This window comes from Clostridium coskatii, assembly GCF_001675205.1.
GTDB classification, from domain to species: Bacteria; Bacillota; Clostridia; order Clostridiales; family Clostridiaceae; genus Clostridium_B; species Clostridium_B ljungdahlii.
In genome coordinates this window covers 16,182-30,705 of the sequence record NZ_LROR01000082.1, presented here as the reverse complement: position 1 = coordinate 30,705, position 14,524 = coordinate 16,182, and the positions used below count along the sequence as shown (strand labels likewise).

Sequence of the window (14,524 nt, the reverse complement as noted above, 5' to 3'; positions counted from 1 at the left end):
TTTTGAAAACTTCAAAAGGCTATAATATAAAATAGTAAATATTTCAAGTAAAAAATTATTCTTCTTCAGTATTGCCTCCATTAGCAATAAGTTTTCTTGAAGCTGTTAATCTTTGAACAGTTCTAGGTCCTTCCTCTAACCACATTGCACGACAATCACGATATAATCTTTCAACTGGACCATATTCGCATTCTTCAAAGTATCCAATTCCTCCAAATATCTCTAACATATAATCAGATACTAACTTAACAGTATTGATACTATGAAGTTTACACATAGCTGCTTTCATCTCAATTTCCTTACCAGCTTCATAATCTTTTGCAAAATCGTAAACCATTAATCTAAGTGCATGTATTTCAGTTCCCATATCAGCAATTGTCTGTTGAATTGCTTGTCTCTTAACAAGTGGTTTTCCAAATGTTACTCTGTCTTTTGCTCTCTTAATTGTCATCTCTAACATTCTCTGAGACATACCAAGATTACTTACTGCAATATGAGCTCTAGATACGGATAAAGAATGCATTGCAATCTTTAAGCCTTCGCCTTCTTTACCAAGTAAGTATTTCTTGTCAAGCTTCATGTTAGTGAATTTTAATCCTGCATGTCCAGCTCCACGGCAACCCATCATATGAGGCATTGGAACGATTTCATAACCAGGTGTATTAACTGGTACAAAGAATGCAGATAATCTCTTATCCTTTGGAGCATCTGGGTCAGTGACAGCGATTACATATGCAAACTCACAGCAGTCAGTATGGGAAATTAATGTTTTTTCACCATTCATGATGTAATAGTCTCCATCTTTCACAGCTCTTGTATGTAAATCTGCTCCTGTACCACCTGTTTCTTCAGTTAATGCAAAGCATGTGAAGATTGTTTTATCTTGAAATTTATCCATATATTCATCTTTTAATTCTTTACTTCCAAAGTCATCAAGAATTCTCCAGTTTAAATCCATTGCATAATGAAGATGCATACGCATTCCGCCTGGTCCTCTACTGAACTCTTCTTGTACCTGTAAAATCTGTGTCTCACTTAATCCCCATCCACCATATTGTTCTGGCAATGCGCATCTATATAAATTGTTTTCAATTGATAAGTCAAAAAACTTCTGAGGAAATTTATTAGTAACCTCAACTTCTTTTTGTATTTCTTCAAAAGGTCCTTCAGCTAAAGCCCTAATTTGTTTCAGATAATCCTGAAATTCTTTTTCATTTAATTTTGACATTTTATTTCCCCCTTGTGTATTTTATAACAATCTTTATGTTTTCATTATACTTAAATCTAAAATATATTACCAATAGTTACCACCAATGTTATCGTTATCTTTTATAGTTATTGCCTATACATAATACAGTAATTCTATAGATAAAATTTAAGGGAATTGTGTTATACAAAGGGTTGAGATACAATAATAAGGATTTGAATGAAATGCTTTACTAAAATATTTAGCTAGAAATTTAAAATTTTTTGAAAATAAGATATTTTCAATTTTTATGTATAAAAAAGAAGAAAGCTATTGTTAATAAAAAGATTTTTATTAACAATAGCTTAGTGAAAATTCTTAAAATTTTCTTATTTCATCTAATATACTATTTTCTACTTTATTACAATCTGGAACATAGCTTTTAAGCAACTTCATGTTACCTTTTAATCTATATTCTCCAAGAGAAGCTGGAATAAGCACACTGTCTCCTTTAAATATATCTTCAAAACCGCCGCTGTAAACTATCTTGCCCTTGCCATCAACACAGGTAAATATATAAAACCTTTCTCTATCACTTTTTTCTACTGCTTCAATTTGAATATCATATAATTCCAGAGAAATTTCTGTTGATAAACAAAGATAAGTTTTTTTATAACCATCCTTTTTTATACTAATACCTCTGCTCCTATTTCCTTTTAATTTTAGATTTACTACGTCTAAGGCTTTATTAATATGTAACTTCCTTCCCCTTCCATAGTCATATACTCTGTAAGTTATATCACTATTTTGTTGAATTTCTGCCAATATAACTCCTTCACATATTGCATGTACAAGACCGCTTTTTATAAAATACACATCACCTTTTTTAACAGGAATTCTGTTCATATACTTTTCCAAGTTTCCATCGTTTATAGCCTTTTTAAATTCGTCTATGCTGCATCCATCTTTAGTTCCAACTATCAAACTTGCCCCCTCAAATGCTTCAATAACATACCATACCTCTGTTTTTCCTGAATCATTTTCTACTTCTTTCGCATAGATATCATCTGGATGAACTTGTATTGAAAGTTTCTCCCTAGCATTTATTAGCTTTACAAGAAGGGGAAATCTATTACCTTTAATTTTTGTTCCCAATAGCTTATCTCCTTGAGCCTTAACAAGATCATCAAATCTAGTTCCTTTGAATTCCCCATTCTTTACTATGCCCATACCATTTTTATGACAGGCTATATCCCAGCTTTCTCCTATCTTACCTTCTGGAAGGTTACTCCTGAAAAGTTCTAAATCTCTACCTCCCCAAATTTTATCATAGTATAAGTTTTCAAATTTTATTGGATACACACCAAACATCTCCTTATATTCCAAACTTATACTTATATTATAAATCAATTTTAGATAAAATTTACATAAATGAAAAAAGTTTAATTCTAGATTAATAAATTACTTTTTTACAATATGGTAGTTTAATATATCAGTATATTGCATTAAAGTAACTTATTTATCCGATGACTACCTGCTCTAATACTCCCATTTCTCCAAATGGGAGTAAAAAGAGCAGTTACGTCCCTGGATAACGATTTCTAAGCATCAGGTGGAGTCAAAACTCCATCTGATGCCAAGAACTCTGTTTATCCTCATTCACTTTTTATAACTTCTATCATAAAATACTACTATAATTTATATTTTGGAGAGTTGAAAATGAAACATTATATGTGTCCCTTTACTCGCTGTGGTATGAACTTTCCTAACAATGTTTCTCAGATGGACTTGAATTTAGATGAATACACTTATCCAGACAACTTCAATTCTGCACTAAAGTTAATAGAAGAAGCTATCTCTGGAGAAAGAGAAGATGAACTTTTTTACGACTATTTAATAAAAAATGCTCCTGAAAATGAATCTAAAAAAATTATATCTGGTATCAGGGACAATGAAAAAAAGCATAACAAAATGTTTAGATTTATTTACTATGAATTAACGGGAAATATGATTCCTTCTCCTGAAAATGTAGAATTTAATACTCCCGATTCTTTCTGCAGCGGCATTAAACGTGCCTTAAATGGAGAACTAAATGCAGTTGTAAAATATAGAAAAATATTATTTGCGCTTAACAACAGAAAACACATAAACATGCTTATTGAAATAATAACAGATGAATTAAGACATGCTAGTCTATATAACTTTATATATACATCAAACTGTTCTAAGGAACAATTCTAACTTAACTACTATGTATATGTAAATTTTTTTCATTGATTTGTAACTATATAACTCACAATAACATACTATTTAATTAAGAGTAAAAAATAGGAGTTGTATACATGTACGATTATGATTACTTCAGATTTGATGATGAAGCTAGAGAAGATGATGAACCCGAAGAATTAGATTATTTAGATGATGATTTCGTATGTCCTTACCTACGATTTTCCTCAAACCATACCCCTATGTGTATGAGCAGACAGCGAGATAACTTTCCACCAGGTCCTCCTCCATCCAATATTCCTCAAGCACCTCAAAACTTAGCACCTGGTTCAAGTACAAAATTTGTAGATCCAGGTTCTATAAGACGATGCTTATTTAAGTTCGTTTATATTTGGCCAAATAGAGGCAATGGATTCTGGGCATGGTTAACTCATGTAGGAAGAAGATCTATTTCAGGTTATAGATGGCATAGAAATAGATGGGTTTATTTTGGAATGGATTTACGTCAAATAAGAAGTTTTATGTGCCGTTAATATTTATCCTAAAAATATAACTGACATAGTTACCAATTAAAAATAAGCTTATACTCAGAATATTTTTTATAACCTTCAGCTCGTTAAATATTTAAAAGAGCTTCATTATTGTAAAAATATACCTGTGTATAAGCTGACTTTTAAGTTAAAGAAACTATATAGTGATTCTAATTGAAATTCTATATAAAATATAATAACAAAATTGAAATCACACTTAGAAATTCTATACCATAAGAAACTTTTTAAACATTATGTGAAATAGTATTAGGAATATGAGAAAAAACGCTAATATCCTATGATCCATAAGCCATTTTCCCTTCATATTCCTACTTTTAAGTCCATATATTCCTAAACATGCTGTTACAATCATAACTACAGCTGCAGCAAGTCCCGGTATAGAAATTCCCTTATATTTATACATAAAATAACCATGACACACTACAGCTATAACTCCTATAATTCCAACCAACTTGTGATATTTTACAATGTACTTCATAAAGACTTTATATACACGCTCATACTGTTTTTTATCTTTGGGTAACTTCTTCATATACTTCCTATTTATGTACTTTATAAAGAAATTAAGGAGTAATATAAAATACGCCCAAAATCCAACCCAACCTAAAAGTTTCCCAAATTCTTTCATAATCTTACCCTCCCAACTATAATGTATTTTTAAAGCAATAACTAGTCAGCACGCTAGCCTATTTTCTTTCAAATGCCTAAATAATTTAGTGTGTCATTTATATTAATTTCATATAATATATATTAGAGGTGTGAATAAAATGTCTTGTTTAAACACAATATCCCCTACACAGCTTGCAGTACTTAGTACTTTTATAGCTATTGTTATAACTAAAGATAAAAGTGCAGATGAAATAAATGTTCTTGGAAACGTAATTGCATCAACTGGAGCTACTGTGCTTTCTATCGCAGCCCAGATGCAGTACCTCGAGTCAATTCAGAGTAAAAAAGATCAAATTCATGACTTAAAAAAGCAACTTAATGACCTAAAATAGCTGCATCAAGACATAATTTCCTAGGTCAAATTATCTTAGTTAAAGTGCAGTTTAGCAATATACAGCTTGTACATAAAACATTTATGCATAAGCTGTATATTATTAATTTTAGCATCTCAAATTCAATTCTAACTCGCCTTTACTTACTTAACAATTTAGCTATAACATCTCCCATTTCCCTAGTTCCAACAAGTTTCATTCCATCAGTCATCATATCTCTAGTTCTATAACCATTTTCAAGTGTCTCTGATACAGCTTTCTCAATAGCAGAAGCTTCTTCATTTAAATTAAATGAGTATCTAAGCATCATGGCAGAAGACATTATTACAGCTATAGGATTTGCCGTGTTTTTCCCAGCAATATCCTGCACGGAAGAATGTATTTGATTTGGCTCAAACATTCCCAAGCTTTTCTCCCCAAGGCTTGCAGCTGGCAAGGTTCCAATAGATCCAACTATTTGGCTAGCTTCGTCTGCTATAATATCCCCAAATGCATTTGATGCCAATACTACATCAAATGCACCAGGATTTTTTAAGATTTTCATTGAGGCACTATCTACATATATGTGTTCTAACTCAACTTCAGGGTAATTTTTTGCTACTTCATTTACAGTATTTCTCCAAAGCATGGAACTTTCTAAAACATTAGCTTTATCAATACTAGTTACCTTTTTTCTTCTTTTAAGTGCAATTTCAAAAGCCTTTGAAGCTATTCTTCTAACTGTATTTTCACTATAGCACTCAACATCATAAGCTTCTTTTCCATCTTTGCCCTGCCTTACTCCTTTCTCACCAGAATACATTCCTCCAGTTAATTCTCTTATTATAATCATATCAATACCATCTTTTACAAGTTCAGACTTTAAAGGGCAATCATTTTTTAATGATCTTTGCAGTACTGCAGGACGCAAGTTTGCATAAAGTCCTAATTCTTTTCTCAAAGTCAAAAGTGCTTTTTCTGGTTTTTTATTTAAAGGAAGATTGCTCCACTTATCTCCTCCTATTGCCCCAAGTAAAACTGCATCGCTTTTTTTACAAATATCTAAAGTTTCTTCTGGAAGGGGCTTATCATATTTATCAACAGCTGATCCTCCTGCATAAACTTTTGTGTATTTAAACTCATGTGAAAATATTTCTCCAACTTTATCTAATACTTTAACAGCTTGTTCAATAGCTTCAGGTCCAATTCCGTCTCCTGGTATTAGTGCTACATTGAATTTCATCTCATTTTCCTCCAAATGTTTATTAAAAATTTATACATAATTCATTTATACTACTCATCTGCAAGCCTGTAGCCTACTCCAACTTCTGTGTATATATACTCAGGCTGTGCAGGATCTTTTTCTATCTTTCGTCTTAAATTTGCCATAAACACCCTTAATGATTTAGTTTCACTTCCCAAGGATGAACCCCATATTTCACGAATAATAAAATTATGAGTCAGCACTTTTCCTGAATACTTACATAAAAGTGCCATTATTTTATATTCTATAGGAGTTAAATGTATCTCTTTACCTTCTACAGTTACACGTCTTTTATCGAAATCTATAGATAGCCTTTTTACCTTAAAATTATTCAATATTTCATGTTGATCTTTGTTTACAATAAGATGCCTTAAAGACACACGAATTCTAGCAAGCAATTCACTTATACTAAAAGGTTTAGTTAAATAGTCATCTGCGCCCTTATCAAGTGCTTCAACTTTCTGTCTTTCATTTCCTCTTGCAGATACAACTATAATGGGAATATTGGACCATCCTCTTACTTTTTCTATAACTTCAATTCCATCAATATCTGGAAGACCCAAATCTAATATTATAAGATCAGGATTGTGTGACATTACAAGAGAAATGCCTTCATTTCCCTTATCTGTTTCAATATATTTATATCCCTGGGAAGATAAAGCTGCTGTAATAAAATTTCTTATTGGTCTGTCGTCTTCAATTACAAGAATATAAGGCTTACTATCCATCAATCTTCCTCCTTACATTAACTCATTACTAGTACTTTCCCCTTTAGGAATGTTAAACCTAAAAATAGCCCCTCCTTCTTTTTTGTTTTCAGCTTCAATTGTACCACAATGGGCCTCAACTATGGACTTACAAATGGTAAGTCCAAGTCCCACACCACGTCTTGAATCTGCTATACTGCTGCCATTGGTAAAAAATCTATCAAATATATGTGGCAATATTTTATCTGATATTCCTATTCCATCATCTATGACTTCAAAAAATACATCGTCTACACTTTCATAAACTTTTATTTGTATAAACGATTGTTTTTTAGAAAATTTTGCAGCATTCTGAATTAAATTTATAAGTACTTGCTCAATTAAATTTCCATCCATAGGAACCATTATAAGTTTCTTTGGAACTTCTACCTTTATTTTATGGTCTTTAAAATATTTAGAACTTCTTTGAACTGCCTCTGATACTACTTCCTCCACCAATTCTAGGTTTTTATTGATTTTCATATTCCCCTCATCAAATTTAGTCATACTAAGAAGATTCTCTACAAGGCTTATAAGCCATTCTGTATCGTCATAAATCCCATTCAGCAAGTCTTCCTTAGTCTTTTCTGGTATAAATTTACCATTTTCTATAATAGTACTTACTGCTCCCTTAATTCCTGCAAGTGGACTTCTTAAATCATGAGAAATGGATCTTAAAAGATTGCTTCTAAGTCTTTCACGTTCAATCTCCACCTTAGATTTCTCCTGCTGTCCTACAAGTATTTCTCTATCAAGTGCAATAGCCATTTGGCCCGTTACAGTTTCTACAATAAATTTCTGATCATGGCTTAAAAAGTCTTTTTCACAGGAAACTCCAATAACTCCTAATATCTTATTTTGCACTTTTACTGGAATATAGTATCCCCTTGCCCCATAAAATGTATCTGTACCAGAACCAGCTTCCCTTCCTTTCAAAAAACTCCAGTAAGCCACAGCAGCCTCATCTTTATTTAAAATTAAGTCGTCCTTTTTTAATTCATCCAAATAATATACAAAAGGAGTTGAAAGTTTGTTATCTATAGACAGGTAACATACCACAGTTCTGTCCACAAGTCTTGATAGATATTTTATAGCTATGGAAACTACATCAGAATTTCCAACTGCACTTAAAAGTTTACTTGTGACCCTATACAATGTCTGTGTTCTTTTTTCCCTAGTATAGGACTCATCCGCATCCTGCTGAATCTTATTTGTCAAATTTCCTATTACAAATGCCTCAATAAGTATCATTATAAATGTAATCAAGTAATTTTTATCATAAAAGTGAAAAGATCTCTTAGGCGGAACAAATAAGTAATTAAATATAGATACACCCACTAAGGAAGATATTATACCCATTAAGTAACCCGTAGTCTGCATGTATACAATTATAACACCTAAAATAAAAATCATAATAACATTGGCTTCTGAAAAACCCACATAGTCAAAAATCATAGCAGCACAAGTTACTATTGATAAAATTAAGGCAGCTTTAATAGCTTCCTTTAAGGACAAACTAAATTCTTTACTAAATTTCTTAGTAATCTTGTCACTTTTCCTATCATATAGTGAATTTGGTATCACATAAACATCAATATAAGAATTAGAATCCATAAGTTTATCTACTACATCTTTTGCATAAAAATGAAATACCTTACTTGTTTTTTTGTTGTTCTTACCTATTATTATCTTAGTTATATTTCTAAATTTTGCATATTGTATAACCTGATCTGCTATGTCATCCCCATATATTGTAACTACTTCTCCACCTAGTTGCTCTCCTAAATTGAAATATGAATTAAGTCTTTTTCTATCTTCTTTACTTAATTTCTGAGATTTAGTAGTTTCTACATATACTACTATCCATTTTGAATGATAAACTTCTGCCATTCTCGCAGCTGTTCGTATAACCCGAAGAGATGAAGGTGATGAACTTATACATGCAAGTATTTGATCGGAAGCAGGTACTACAGTAATCTGACCTTTTGAAAGCCTTGCAGTTTCAATTTCATAGTTTACCCTGTCAGCCGTTTTCCTAAGGGCAATTTCCCTTAATGCATATAAATTGCTTTTAGTAAAGAAATTATGAAAGGCACTCTTTACTTGATCTCTCGCATATACTTTACCATCGCTAAACCGCTTTAAAAGTTCATCTGGCTCTATATCTATAATTTCAACTTTGTCTGCATTATCAAATACTTTATCTGGAATAGTTTCTCTTACGGAAATATGAGTTATACTTTCAACTACATCATTTAAACTTTCAATGTGCTGAACATTTAACGTAGTATATACATCAATTCCAGCTTCAAGAAGCTCCTCTATATCCTGCCATCTTTTTCTATGTCTTTTTCCCTTAGCATTGGTGTGGGCAAGTTCATCTACAAGTATTATCTCAGGCTTTCTTAAAAGAGCTGCATCCAAATCAAATTCTTTTAAAATTACCCCCCTGTAGTCGATAACTTTAGTATCTATACTCTCAATCCCTTTAGTCAAATCCATAGTCTCTAATCTTTCATGGGATTCAATATAACCTATCACTATATCTTTTCCCAAGTTTTTAATGTCATGGGCTTCTCTAAGCATGGAATAGGTTTTTCCAACCCCTGCAGCATATCCAAAAAATATTTTTAATTTTCCCCGCTTACTTTCACTATCTTCTTTTTCCACTTTGTTTAAAATACGATATGGATCAGGCCTTTCATTATAATCTATAATAATCACCTCCATATAGAACTTGTATCACATATTTATTTTCTCATTTTTCTAGATAAAATGTAACATGTTTTTCATAAAATTTATCGAATTCAATTCTATCCCCCTTAATTTTTCCTTCAATATATTCTTTTGGATAGGAAGCTGTCTCGCCTTTCTTTAACATTAATTTCATATTGTTATTCTCTATACTATACTTGCCTTTAGTATAAACAGCTTCTCTGTATAAATTGTTTATTATTGTATAGTTATTACTTTTATCAAGTATTAAAATTGTATTATTCTGGGGACACTGATATTTACCTATATAGGGATATTTATTATTATCCTTCTTTACAAAAACCACTATAAATACAACAATAATTATACATAATATTATAACACCCATCTTCTTCATGATACTATCACCTACTTTTCCAATTAAAATAAAACTTATTTATTTAAAATTGAGGCTATTTCAAGATTAACTTTTAGTACATTTACTCTAGGCTCGCCTAAAATTCCAAAAGTTTTATCTTCCGTATATTTACGGACTATCTTACGAATACTTTCTTCACTTATACCTGTTGCCTTTGATACAGCAGGTATCTGTACCTCTGCAGCTTTAGGACTTATATTTGGATCGAGGCCAGATCCAGAACTTGTAAGAAGATCTGTAGGTATATCCTCTTTCTTTACCCCTGGATGAGTTTTTAAGAAATCGCCTAAATCCTTTTTAACCCTATCCTGGAGTGCTTTATTTGACGGTGCCAAATTTTGAGATCCAGATGATACACCAGTGTAAGCTACTTTTCCACTCTTATCTGGTTTCAAATCTGCCTTTGTATAAGTGTTATAGTTCACAGCCGAAACCCTTCCTCTAAAAAACCTTGGATCTGTAAAATTCTGTCCTATTAGCTCAGAGCCTACCTCTTTGCCATTTACCGTTATAATACTTCCATTTGCCTGTTTATGAAAGAATACCTGACCTATACCTGTTATAAAAAGCGGATATATGATACCACAAATTATCATCAAAACAACAGTTAATCGAATAGATTTTTGAAGCATTTTCATATTAAAACCTTCCTTTCTCAAAATACCTAACCTAAATTAAGAATTCTAACTAATGGAGTTATCAGTAAATCTATAATTTTTATTCCTATAAATGGAGCAATAATTCCTCCAAATCCAAAAACAAGCATATTCCTCAAAAGCATTGTCTCTGATTTCATAGGTCTATATTTTACGCCTCTCATAGCAATAGGTATTAAAAGAGGTATTATTATGGCATTGAATATTAACGCAGATAGTATAGCACTATAAGGTGTTGCCAATTTCATAACATTCATTACCTGCATTTGAGGTATAGCTACTGCAAACATAGCAGGTATTACAGCAAAATATTTAGCTACATCGTTAGCTATGCTAAAAGTAGTAAGTGCTCCCCTTGTTATTAAAAGCTGCTTTCCTATTTCAACCACTTCTAGTATCTTGGTTGGATCTGAATCTAAATCCACCATGTTGGCAGCCTCTTTAGCTGAAGTGGTACCACTGTTCATAGCAAGTCCTACATCTGCCTGCGCTAATGCTGGAGCATCATTCGTTCCATCTCCTGTCATTGCTACAATTTTACCTTCTGATTGTTCTTTTTTTATAGCTTCTATTTTATCCTCTGGCTTGCATTCAGCAATAAAACTATCCACTCCTGCCTCTTTAGCAATAGTTGCTGCCGTAAGTGGGTTATCTCCGGTACACATTATAGTTTTGATTCCAATTTCACGAAGCCTTTGGAATCTTTCCACAAGACCTGGTTTTACGGTATCTTTAAGATATATAACTCCATAAATTTTATTATCCACACATACTACAAGTGGTGTTCCTCCCAAGCTTGCTACTTTGTTTACAATATCATCTAGTCCATCTGGAATATCCCCTTTTAATTTCTCCACTCTATCTTTTATAGCATCATAGGCCCCTTTTCTTATAGAAGTACCATCCTTTAAATTAACACCACTCATTCTAGTCTGTGCTGTAAATTCTTCAAATTCCATATCCTCATATTTAGATTTTTCCACTTTTGAACCCAATTTATATCCAAGTTCTACTGTAGATTTGCCCTCCGGCGTATCATCCTTTAAAGAACATAAAACAGCATAATCTATAAGCTCTTCTTTAGATACATGTTCTACAGGAATAAAATCTGCAGCTAGCCTATTTCCAAAAGTTATGGTACCAGTCTTGTCAAGTATCATGGTATCTACATCGCCACAGGATTCAACTGCTTTTCCTGACATAGCTATAACATTAAATCTTGTGACTCTATCCATGCCAGCTATCCCAATTGCAGATAACAGCCCTCCTATTGTAGTTGGTATAAGGCAAACTAAAAGAGCTATAAGAGTAGATATTGAAAGCTTTACCCCTGTATAAGAAGCCATAGGATAAAGTGCTACAAGTACTATAAGAAAAATAAGTGTTAAACTTACAAGCACAGTATTAAGAGCAATTTCATTAGGTGTTTTCTGCCTTGAAGCTCCTTCTACGAGACTTATCATTTTATCCAAGAAGGATTCTCCTGGAGTTGCCGTAATTCTCACCTTTAACCAATCACTTACAACCCTGGTTCCACCTGTAACTGAAGCAAAATCTCCTCCTGATTCTTTGACAACAGGTGCTGATTCACCGGTTATTGCAGATTCATCTACAGATGCTATACCACAAACAACCTCCCCATCATTTGGGATTATATCTCCATTTTGTACTAAAACTACATCACCTTTTTTAAGTTCACTTGCACTTATAACTTTTACATTGTCATTTAAATCAAGTAATTTTGCAGAAGTATCCTTACGGGTTTTCTTAAGCGTTTCTGCTTGAGCTTTTCCTCTTCCTTCAGCTATTGCTTCTGCAAAGTTCGCAAACAATATTGTTACAAACAAAATCAAAGCTACTAGAAAATCATAAATTCTCAAATTATTCCCCTTATCTCCGAATATACTAGGGAAAATTGTACTTATCAAAGATATTAAGAATCCAATTTCAACTACAAACATAACAGGATTTTTAATCATATATCTAGGATTTAATTTTTTTAAAGCTTCTACAATTGCGTCTTTCATTATGCTCTTTGTAATAAACTTAGATTTTTTAATTTTATTTTTCATAATCACACCATTCCCTTTTTATATTCATAATGTAAGCTGTTCTGCAATAGGTCCAAGAGACAATGCTGGGAAAAACGTAAGTGCACCAATTATCAAGACAATAAATACTAAAGTTATAGTAAATACCCCATTGTCTGTTTTAAATGTACCTGCAGTTACAGGTATTGCCTTCTTTGAAGCTAAAGATGCTGATACAGCAAGCAGTATTATCATAGACAAATATCTTCCAAAAAACATTACTATGCCTGCCGTCGTATTCCAAAACATAGTGTTATCTGAAAGTCCCTCAAATCCGGAACCATTGTTTGCAGCTGAACTTGAAAATTGATATAATATCTGTGTAAGTCCATGAAATCCTGGATTTGATATGCCTGCAATTCCCTGAGGTACAACAAGTGCTAAAGCTGAAAACATTAATATCAAAAATGGATGTATAATAATAGCAAGTGCTATTAATTTAATTTCTTTTCCCTCAATTTTTTTTGAAAGAAATTCAGGAGTTCTTCCTACCATAAGTCCACACAAAAAAACAGTAAGTATCGCATACATGATCATATTCATAAACCCTACACCTTTTCCACCAAATATTACATTGAGCATCATGTTTACAAGTGCCACAAGTCCACCTATAGGTGTCAGTGAATCATGCATATTATTAACAGCACCACAGGATGTAGCCGTAGTAGCTGTAGTAAAAAGCGCAGACATAGGTATTCCAAATCTAACTTCCTTGCCTTCCATATTACCCATAATTTGATTAAGTCCTAAATGTCCAAGTATAGGATTACCTGCTTTTTCAGCTGCATAACATATTACAATGCCAATTACAAATAACACACTCATAGCTAAAAATATAGATATAGCCTGTTTCTTCTTTTTAAGCATATGTCCAAAACATACCACAGTTGCTCCTGCAAAAAGAAGAAATGAAATTATCTCAAAAGCATTTGTAAGTGGCGTTGGATTTTCAAATGGATGAGCTGAATTGGCACCAAAGAATCCACCTCCATTAGTTCCAAATAGTTTTACTGATTCCAAACTTGCTACAGGCCCCATTGGTATGTCCTGGAGCTTTCCCTCTATAGTAGTAATTGTTTTATTAGCTGATAATGTCTGTGGGACACCCTGTTGAATATAAAATATAGACACTACAATACACACAGGAAGAAGTATTCTTGTTATAATCCTTACATAATCTACATAAAAATTTCCCAGTGTTTTTTTCTTTCCTGCAAGTCCTCTCATAAATGCCAGTGCTATAGAAAGCCCTGTTGATGCTGCAAGAAACATAAAAAATGTAATTACTATCATCTGACTAAAGTAAGAGAGCCCTGATTCCCCACTGTAATCTTGAAGGTTAGTATTTGTTAAAAAACTTATTACAGTATTAAATGTAAGTACCTGTTCCATGCCTCCTATATGATTAGGATTTAAAACATGTATAAACTGTATTCTCAAAATTATATATGCTAAAACAGCTGGAACAGCATTACATAAAAGCAAAGCCAAAATATATTGTTTCCATGTCATTTCTTCCTTTGTTATTCCTGAAATTTTATAAATAAAATTATCAACTTTATCAAGTACAGGATCTAAAAATGTTTTTTCATGTTCTGCAACTTTATAGATGTATTTACCTGTTGGAATACAGAGCAGAACAAAAATAACAAGTATAATTCCAATTTGCAATATTTCCATATTATTAACCTC

At 32.3% G+C, this 14,524-nt stretch carries 13 protein-coding genes; 3 read left to right on the top strand and 10 right to left on the bottom strand.

The features are described from left to right. Positions 1–55: 55 nt before the first annotated feature. The gene (locus CLCOS_RS17885) at positions 56–1,228 is read right to left on the bottom strand and encodes an acyl-CoA dehydrogenase family protein (RefSeq protein ID WP_013240541.1); all 1,173 of its coding nucleotides are present in this window, start codon (positions 1,226–1,228) and stop codon (positions 56–58) included. A gap of 336 nt (positions 1,229–1,564) precedes the next feature. Then, on the bottom strand, positions 1,565–2,548 hold the full coding sequence (locus CLCOS_RS17880; RefSeq protein WP_063602095.1) for a type I phosphomannose isomerase catalytic subunit: 984 nt from the start codon (positions 2,546–2,548) through the stop codon (positions 1,565–1,567). A 357-nt stretch (positions 2,549–2,905) separates the two neighbouring features. Between CLCOS_RS17880 and CLCOS_RS17875 the strand changes: the two genes are divergently transcribed. Then, entirely contained in the window at positions 2,906–3,427 is a 522-nt protein-coding gene (locus tag CLCOS_RS17875; protein ID WP_013240543.1) for a ferritin family protein, read from the top strand. A gap of 101 nt (positions 3,428–3,528) precedes the next feature. Then, positions 3,529–3,945: a hypothetical protein gene (locus CLCOS_RS17870; RefSeq protein ID WP_013240544.1), complete on the top strand. Its 417-nt coding sequence runs from the start codon at positions 3,529–3,531 to the stop codon at positions 3,943–3,945. Positions 3,946–4,168: 223 nt separating this feature from the next. Here the strand turns inward: CLCOS_RS17870 and CLCOS_RS17865 are convergent, their stop codons facing one another. Beyond that, entirely contained in the window at positions 4,169–4,591 is a 423-nt protein-coding gene (locus tag CLCOS_RS17865) for a hypothetical protein (protein ID WP_013240545.1), read from the bottom strand. A 139-nt stretch (positions 4,592–4,730) separates the two neighbouring features. On the opposite strand from CLCOS_RS17865, the gene CLCOS_RS17860 reads away from it, so the two are divergent. Further along, a complete protein-coding gene (locus tag CLCOS_RS17860) occupies positions 4,731–4,964 on the top strand; it encodes a hypothetical protein (protein ID WP_013240546.1) in 234 nt (77 codons plus the stop codon). A gap of 139 nt (positions 4,965–5,103) precedes the next feature. Here CLCOS_RS17860 and leuB read toward each other — a convergent pair whose 3' ends face one another. From leuB to kdpA, 7 genes are read right to left on the bottom strand one after another with little or no spacing between them, the layout of a single operon-like run. Continuing rightward, on the bottom strand, positions 5,104–6,186 hold the full coding sequence (gene leuB, locus CLCOS_RS17855) for a 3-isopropylmalate dehydrogenase (RefSeq protein WP_063602096.1): 1,083 nt from the start codon (positions 6,184–6,186) through the stop codon (positions 5,104–5,106). A 50-nt stretch (positions 6,187–6,236) separates the two neighbouring features. Then, positions 6,237–6,935, bottom strand: a complete 699-nt coding sequence (locus CLCOS_RS17850) for a response regulator (RefSeq protein WP_013240548.1) — start codon at positions 6,933–6,935, stop codon at positions 6,237–6,239. A 12-nt stretch (positions 6,936–6,947) separates the two neighbouring features. After that, positions 6,948–9,668, bottom strand: a complete 2,721-nt coding sequence (locus CLCOS_RS17845) for a sensor histidine kinase (protein WP_063602113.1) — start codon at positions 9,666–9,668, stop codon at positions 6,948–6,950. A gap of 43 nt (positions 9,669–9,711) precedes the next feature. After that, the gene (locus CLCOS_RS17840; RefSeq protein WP_063602097.1) at positions 9,712–10,065 is read right to left on the bottom strand and encodes a hypothetical protein; all 354 of its coding nucleotides are present in this window, start codon (positions 10,063–10,065) and stop codon (positions 9,712–9,714) included. A gap of 35 nt (positions 10,066–10,100) precedes the next feature. Then, positions 10,101–10,724 (bottom strand): K(+)-transporting ATPase subunit C, encoded by a 624-nt coding sequence (locus CLCOS_RS17835; RefSeq protein ID WP_063602098.1) that lies wholly within the window; start codon positions 10,722–10,724, stop codon positions 10,101–10,103. Between the two features lie 26 nt (positions 10,725–10,750). Then, positions 10,751–12,814, bottom strand: coding sequence for a potassium-transporting ATPase subunit KdpB (gene kdpB, locus CLCOS_RS17830; RefSeq protein ID WP_063602099.1), 2,064 nt, complete (start codon positions 12,812–12,814; stop codon positions 10,751–10,753). A 24-nt stretch (positions 12,815–12,838) separates the two neighbouring features. Then, positions 12,839–14,512, bottom strand: coding sequence for a potassium-transporting ATPase subunit KdpA (gene kdpA, locus CLCOS_RS17825; RefSeq protein WP_063602100.1), 1,674 nt, complete (start codon positions 14,510–14,512; stop codon positions 12,839–12,841). Positions 14,513–14,524 lie beyond the last annotated feature (12 nt).

What these genes read in the sequence shown, in the direction of transcription:
- CLCOS_RS17885 (WP_013240541.1), bottom strand. Translation starts at nt 1,228, where the DNA reads ATGTCAAAATTAAATGAAAAAGAATTTCAGGATTATCTGAAACAAATT.
- CLCOS_RS17875 (WP_013240543.1), top strand. Translation starts at nt 2,906, where the DNA reads ATGAAACATTATATGTGTCCCTTTACTCGCTGTGGTATGAACTTTCCT.
- CLCOS_RS17870 (WP_013240544.1), top strand. Translation starts at nt 3,529, where the DNA reads ATGTACGATTATGATTACTTCAGATTTGATGATGAAGCTAGAGAAGAT.
- CLCOS_RS17865 (WP_013240545.1), bottom strand. Translation starts at nt 4,591, where the DNA reads ATGAAAGAATTTGGGAAACTTTTAGGTTGGGTTGGATTTTGGGCGTAT.
- CLCOS_RS17860 (WP_013240546.1), top strand. Translation starts at nt 4,731, where the DNA reads ATGTCTTGTTTAAACACAATATCCCCTACACAGCTTGCAGTACTTAGT.
- leuB (WP_063602096.1), bottom strand. Translation starts at nt 6,186, where the DNA reads ATGAAATTCAATGTAGCACTAATACCAGGAGACGGAATTGGACCTGAA.
- CLCOS_RS17850 (WP_013240548.1), bottom strand. Translation starts at nt 6,935, where the DNA reads ATGGATAGTAAGCCTTATATTCTTGTAATTGAAGACGACAGACCAATA.
- CLCOS_RS17840 (WP_063602097.1), bottom strand. Translation starts at nt 10,065, where the DNA reads ATGAAGAAGATGGGTGTTATAATATTATGTATAATTATTGTTGTATTT.
- CLCOS_RS17835 (WP_063602098.1), bottom strand. Translation starts at nt 10,724, where the DNA reads ATGAAAATGCTTCAAAAATCTATTCGATTAACTGTTGTTTTGATGATA.
- kdpB (WP_063602099.1), bottom strand. Translation starts at nt 12,814, where the DNA reads ATGAAAAATAAAATTAAAAAATCTAAGTTTATTACAAAGAGCATAATG.
- kdpA (WP_063602100.1), bottom strand. Translation starts at nt 14,512, where the DNA reads ATGGAAATATTGCAAATTGGAATTATACTTGTTATTTTTGTTCTGCTC.